Origin of the sequence: Microcystis sp. M113S1 (assembly GCF_020246945.1) — a bacterium.
Lineage (GTDB): Bacteria > Cyanobacteriota > Cyanobacteriia > Cyanobacteriales > Microcystaceae > Microcystis.
The window spans coordinates 1-6,011 of record NZ_JADBSA010000431.1; the positions used below are offsets into that span (position 1 = coordinate 1).

General features: G+C 43.3%; 5 protein-coding genes and 1 pseudogene. 3 read left to right on the forward strand and 3 right to left on the reverse strand.

All coding sequences use genetic code 11. The features are described from left to right. Positions 1 to 201 precede the first annotated feature (201 nt). Entirely contained in the window at positions 202 to 783 is a 582-nt protein-coding gene (locus IM319_RS21960; RefSeq protein WP_287687715.1) for a hypothetical protein, read from the reverse strand. A 205-nt stretch (positions 784 to 988) separates the two neighbouring features. Here IM319_RS21960 and pyrH point away from each other — a divergent pair, with 205 nt between their 5' ends. Both pyrH and frr read left to right on the forward strand, forming a co-directional pair. Continuing rightward, positions 989 to 1,711, forward strand: a complete 723-nt coding sequence (pyrH, locus tag IM319_RS21965) for a UMP kinase (protein WP_158200398.1) — start codon at positions 989 to 991, stop codon at positions 1,709 to 1,711. Between the two features lie 13 nt (positions 1,712 to 1,724). Further along, entirely contained in the window at positions 1,725 to 2,246 is a 522-nt protein-coding gene (frr, locus tag IM319_RS21970) for a ribosome recycling factor (RefSeq protein WP_416361047.1), read from the forward strand. A 340-nt stretch (positions 2,247 to 2,586) separates the two neighbouring features. Here frr and IM319_RS21975 read toward each other — a convergent pair whose 3' ends face one another. Both IM319_RS21975 and IM319_RS21980 read right to left on the reverse strand, forming a co-directional pair. Further along, positions 2,587 to 2,913, reverse strand: a complete 327-nt coding sequence (locus IM319_RS21975) for a hypothetical protein (protein ID WP_286824478.1) — start codon at positions 2,911 to 2,913, stop codon at positions 2,587 to 2,589. Between the two features lie 56 nt (positions 2,914 to 2,969). Beyond that, positions 2,970 to 3,518: pseudogene (locus IM319_RS21980) on the reverse strand (IS4 family transposase); the annotation flags it as partial. A gap of 425 nt (positions 3,519 to 3,943) precedes the next feature. Between IM319_RS21980 and IM319_RS21985 the strand changes: the two are divergent. Then, the gene (locus IM319_RS21985; protein ID WP_287736927.1) at positions 3,944 to 5,236 is read left to right on the forward strand and encodes an HhoA/HhoB/HtrA family serine endopeptidase; all 1,293 of its coding nucleotides are present in this window, start codon (positions 3,944 to 3,946) and stop codon (positions 5,234 to 5,236) included. The last annotated feature ends 775 nt before the right edge of the window (positions 5,237 to 6,011 follow it).

Here is a 6,011-nt window from a genome sequence, read left to right on the forward strand (position 1 = left end):
AATTAGGGTTTGCTGAATAAATCTAAAAACCTTATCCAACAAGGTTTTTAGACTTTTTTTCCCTCAAAAAGTGCCGACCCTTGGAGTGATTGGGGGGAAAATTCCGGGACTTTTTCCCTGAAAATTAGGTAATTGGCCACCTCAAAACTGGTAAAACCCCACACCCTGCCACCACCGAAAAACTTTTTCAGCAGACCCTAATTAGGCAAGGGATTCTCCCACTTCTAAGAGGGGACAAAAGGGAAAATAGGGGGAAACCGTCCAACGATAGAATTTTTTGCTGCTGGTGGACTGAAGATTAAAACGCAGGGAAACAAAGGGGAAAAAGGGAGATACGGAACAATTCCAACTGAAAGCCGGCTTAGAAGTGCTATTATCGCCCTGGAAAGACCAAGCAGGGTATTGAAAAACCTCCCGGACGAGGGATTTTCCTTCATCGCTAACTTGGGCGCAGCTGCGACTAATGCCCGAAACCAAACAGAAACTATTACCGATACAATTGTCATTAGAAGCCACGATCAGGAGATCTTCCCCGGTGGTGGTTAGTTCAAAAGCGATAAAATCTCCAGCTTGCCAACGACTAAGGACTTGTCCCTGGGCATTCTGGTAGATAGCGCTGCAGTTTTCGGGATCGAGAAGACGATTACTATCGGGATCTAAGTAACCGCAAACCTTTCCCATCAGACGAGTTCCATCCTGAAACCCATACACCCAATCAAAGGTATCGATCTTAGCGGCCCCTTGATTGCTTTTGTTGACCAATAGTAATCGATCGCTGACCACGGTTATTAATTCTCTATAAAACTAAGCTTCCCTTAATAACAAAGGTATCACTAAATACAAATTTCCCAACAAAAAGATTTATTAAGTTTAGCTTCTCGTCCCTCTGGGAGAGTGAACCAGTCAGCTTAAATCAAGGCCAAAACCTGCTATCTTATGGGGAGACAAAAATTATCTAGATCTTGTTTTAGCGAGTGGTAGTAAGGGCATGGCGTACAAGCGGGTATTATTAAAACTGAGTGGGGAGGCCCTGATGGGCAATCTCGGCTATGGGATCGACCCGATGGTGGTTTCCGCTATCGCTCAGGAAATCTCCGAAGTGGTTGACCAAGGCATCCAATTGGCGATCGTGGTCGGTGGGGGCAATATTTTTCGCGGGGTGAAAGCCGCCTCGGCCGGCATGGATCGGGCCACAGCCGATTATATTGGTATGATAGCAACAGTCATGAACGCTATGACCTTGCAGGATGCCCTAGAACGAGCGCAAGTACCGACTAGGGTATTAACGGCGATTGCCATGCAGGAATTGGCTGAACCCTACATCCGCCGGCGAGCAATCCGTCATCTGGAAAAAGGTCGGGTGGTGGTTTTCGGTGCGGGATCGGGTAATCCTTTCTTTACCACCGATACCACGGCGGCCCTGCGCGCTGCCGAAATCGATGCGGAAGTGGTGTTTAAAGCGACGAAAGTGGATGGAGTTTATGATTCCGATCCCTCCCATAACCCTAAGGCGCGTCGCTTTCAAAGTCTCACCTACGGTCATGTGCTGACTCATGATCTGCGGGTGATGGACGGAACGGCGATCGCTCTGTGCAAGGAAAATAATATCCCGATAGTCGTTTTCGATCTGTCGGTAGCAGGTAATATTGTTCGCGCTGTCAAAGGTGAACCCGTTGGAACATTGGTAGGAGGATTCTGTGAAGTTAGCTGAAGTTCAAGACCATATGCACAAAACCGTCGAATCAACCCAGAGAGCTTTTAATACGATTCGCACCGGCCGCGCAAATGCTTCTCTTTTGGATCGGATCGTGGTGGAGTATTATGGCATGGAAACTCCCCTCAAGTCCCTAGCGACCATTAGCACTCCCGACGCGACCACGATCGCCATTCAACCCTTCGATCGTACCAGTATGGGGGCGATCGAAAAAGCGATTTCTCTCTCGGACGTGGGTTTAACCCCCAGTAATGACGGTCAGATCATTCGTTTGAATATCCCTCCTCTCACTAGCGATCGCCGCAAGGAATTGGTCAAATTAGCGGCGAAATTGGCCGAAGAAGGAAAGGTGGCTATCCGCAATATTCGCCGGGATGCGATCGATGCTATCCGTAAACAGGAAAAAGGTCACGAAATTTCTGAGGATGAATCGAGGGATTTACAGGATCAAGTGCAGAAATCCACCGATAAATTTATCGCCAAAATCGAGGATTTATTAACGACAAAAGAAAAAGATATCATGACCGTTTAAGTTTTTTTCTCCTAATGGATAGAACAGGCTTTTTGTCTGTTCTATTTAGGGCCTGCTGAATAAATCTAAAAACCTTGTTGGATAATATCTTCAGGCTTTTTTGAAATCAAAAAGTGCCTTAGCTAGGAGTGGTCGGGGGGAAAATTCAGGTACTTTTTCCCCGAAAATTAGGTAATTGACCCTCTGAAAACGGGTAAAACCCTACACCCTACACCCCACACCCTACCCCCACGAAAAACTTTTTGCCGCAAACCCTATTTAGCTTTTTATCCTATTTAAAAGGTATAGGGGAGTGATACTAAATCCGTTGAGTATAGGCTACTTTAGTATTAAAATCATCCTAAAAGTGAGTTTGTCCGATATATTTTCGATCAAAAGGGTTGAAACTTGGCCTTTTATTAGTATTAAACCATGCCAAGATATCCGTTAATCTTCCTAATCCTTGAGCTATAAAATAACGATATAATAACAGTTCTTCTCTTTCGCTATTTATCCCTTTACTAATAACAGCAATGATTGACCAAGCTTCTTTTTTATTTTTAACTTCTTGACCGATTATAACAAATTCTTGAGGGTCTAAATTTTGAGGAAAGTAAGGAATTTTTAATAATTCCTCATCAATGGCTTGATAAACCACATCAGGAATCGGCTCTAAGGTACAATTCATAAAGTCTTCTTCGGTGTAATCTTCTACCCACCAAGAAAATTGTTAAGATTGTACTTTTTGCCATTGTACTCAATCTTGTCTGTCGCCTGAATTCTTAAACAGAAAGCCAGCAGCGGTTCAAGCAAAAGATACCTCAGCCACACCTGCTCAATCAACTCACGGTCTCCACACAAGCAACGAATCTCCGCAGAAGGAAAAATCTTCAGCATCTCCTCAATAAAACGCATCCGTTCATCGCTGTTTGAGTTGCCTTTTTTTTCTTCTTGAGCATCCACTCCTAGAATGGGAATAGCTACCCCTTCAAGGACAATGCCGACTGTGAGGATGTTGTAGTGATGACTACCAAATGACCAATTGGTGCGGTCAATACTCAATACCCAGGGTTGAGGGATATTGAGCCACTGGACTACAATGGGAGCTATTTGAGGGTAATCTCTCTCGAATTCCCCAAACAAGCGTTGTAATCGTTTGTAATGGGACTCTACTAATGCCCCACCTTCAAAACCCAGGGCTAGTTCCTTGAGGTTGACGGTTTTTACTTTCAACAGAGCCAGTAAGAATAGAGCGAGGAAAGAGAGTCTTGCTCCGTGAAACCCCTTTTCTATCTACTTTTCAAGCTTTTTGTCCCGTACTTAGAATAACCATAGCAGTTCTCGTATCTGTGAGGTACAGTTTAACCTTTGCTGATTAAGCTTTTCAGGATTGAGAATGTACCTCTTGTGAACAGGAAACGCTATATATGATTGCTGTGCTGAGAGCCTTTTGTCAAGCCTAATTGAGATGCTCTTACCCTAGGTTTAATAACCCCGAAAAATCTATCATTGACCTTTTCTCTATCTTTCTATCTGTCTATCCACTAGGATAATGACCTTGCAATCAAAACTTCATCTCTGCGTCACAGTAAGTTCATATCCCCAGCCTAAATTAGAGATAGTCAGTCCCAAGCCGTTTTCCGAAACACTCCTCTCACACCCACGATTATTAGGACTGACTTTTATTCCCTTCTCAGAATGGTTAAACAATAAAAACTATGACTCGCAATATTTTTAACGATAATATCTCCCCGCGCAACGAAGGTAATCCTAAACGCTCCAAATCTTCTGGGATGAAAAAACTTTTTGCCTATTCCTCTTTACTGGTTTTGGGTGTCGGGTTAGGCATCGGGGCCACCTACGCCTACAGTCAAAATCCTCTAGAATTAGCCCAAAATATTGCCCCCGCTGCCAATAATCCTCGCCCTTCCACACCGGCCGCAGCCGCTCCCTCGTCTCTTGTTATTCCTACCAATTTTGTCGCTTCTGTGGTGCAAGAAGTGGGGCCGGCGGTGGTAAGAATTAATGCTTCTAGGGAAGTCAATGGAGGCGGTGATTTTTCTGAATTTGCTAACGATCCTGTTTTCCGTCGCTTCTTTGGTTCCCAAATACCCGATCGAGGAGAAAAACAAGTTCAAAGAGGTACAGGTTCGGGGTTTATTATCAGTAATGACGGTAAAATTATCACCAATGCTCACGTTGTCGAGGGAGCAGATAAGGTGACTGTCACCCTCAAAGATGGTCGCACTATCGATGGCAAAGTTTTAGGTAGTGATCCTTTAACTGATGTGGCAGTGGTACAGGTGGAAGCGAGCAATTTACCCACGGTTAAATTAGGTAATTCTGATAGTTTACAGGTGGGAGAATGGGCAATTGCTATCGGTAATCCTTTGGGATTAGATAACACTGTCACCACGGGGATTATTAGTGCCAAAGAACGTCATAGCTCCCAAATTGGTGCTAGTGATAAACGGGTGGATTTCCTGCAAACTGATGCGGCAATTAACCCCGGAAATTCCGGCGGACCTTTGTTAAATGCTCGGGGAGAAGTTATCGGAGTTAACACTGCTATCATTCAAAATGCCCAGGGTTTAGGTTTTGCTATTCCGATTAAAACTGCCGAAAGAATCGCCGAACAATTAATCACCACGGGTAAGGTGGAACATCCCTATCTCGGTGTTCAAATGGTACAGTTAACTTCGGAGGTAAAAGAACAATTAGCCGATAGTCCTATGGCTGATAATTGGACTATCCCCGATGATTCTGGTGTTTTGTTAGTGCGGGTGATGAGAGATTCTCCTGCCGCAGAAGCGGGATTGCGATCGGGTGATGTGTTAAAGTCTGTAGGTGGTAAGAATGTCACCGATCCCGATGCGGTTCAGGAAATTGTTGCTAATACTCAAATCGGCGATAATTTACCCGTAGAAATTAGCCGGGAAGGACAAAAAATTAATCTGAATATTCAAGTGGGTAGCTTGAATACTGCTAACAGATCCCAGTCTGAAAAATAAGTGGTAGAAGACCTAAACTTTATAGAGAGCTTGTTAGTAAGCTCTCTATATTTCTGGTTTTACTTTTGGCTCTTGAATCCAATAATTATGCTGTAATAGTCTTTCCTGTGGTTACTGTGGGGAGGGAAAAGTCAGAGACAATCAGGGCAAAATGATAAGTATTTTATATGTAAATAGCTTCAATGCTTAAAAATATTTAAATTTACAATCGGTAATATTTATTTTTACTTAAGAATTTATTGAGAATAATTTTTATTTATTTACGAGGTTGCAATACTTCCAGCGATTCTGGTATAATTTTGCATTATGCTAGGATGGCTTTTATTGTAATTTTTAGGGTTTTAATGGTCTGGGTTGTCTTAAAACCCTTGCTAAATCTAGACTTTTCCCTTGAGCAAAACCAAACACTTTCGCCAATTATCCCTTTTTTTCCGAACAACGTTGATCTAATTTTTGTGTAGTTTTGTTGCAAAGTCAAAATTTTTTTGACAAAATGGCTAAATTGTGCTACGGAGATAGATTGTTGATCGGTGGCCATTCAAACCGAGGCAATCAATAATTAGGACTTGCTGAATAAGTTTGTTGGTGGGGTTAGGAGTCGGTGGTCGGGAGGGTAAGTGAGAAGATCAGACAGAATTTGACATCCTCGCCGCCCTAAAAGTGCGGCGATTCCTAAACCTCACGATTTAAGTTTCTGCTTCAACCACCGTTGCATACCACGGTTAAAAAACCATGTACTGTCTTACACAAAGTCCACAGACTTTCGCGACCTTTC

What these genes read in the sequence shown, in the direction of transcription:
- pyrH (WP_158200398.1), top strand. Translation starts at nt 989, where the DNA reads ATGGCGTACAAGCGGGTATTATTAAAACTGAGTGGGGAGGCCCTGATG.
- frr (WP_416361047.1), top strand. Translation starts at nt 1,725, where the DNA reads ATGCACAAAACCGTCGAATCAACCCAGAGAGCTTTTAATACGATTCGC.
- IM319_RS21975 (WP_286824478.1), bottom strand. Translation starts at nt 2,913, where the DNA reads ATGAATTGTACCTTAGAGCCGATTCCTGATGTGGTTTATCAAGCCATT.
- IM319_RS21985 (WP_287736927.1), top strand. Translation starts at nt 3,944, where the DNA reads ATGACTCGCAATATTTTTAACGATAATATCTCCCCGCGCAACGAAGGT.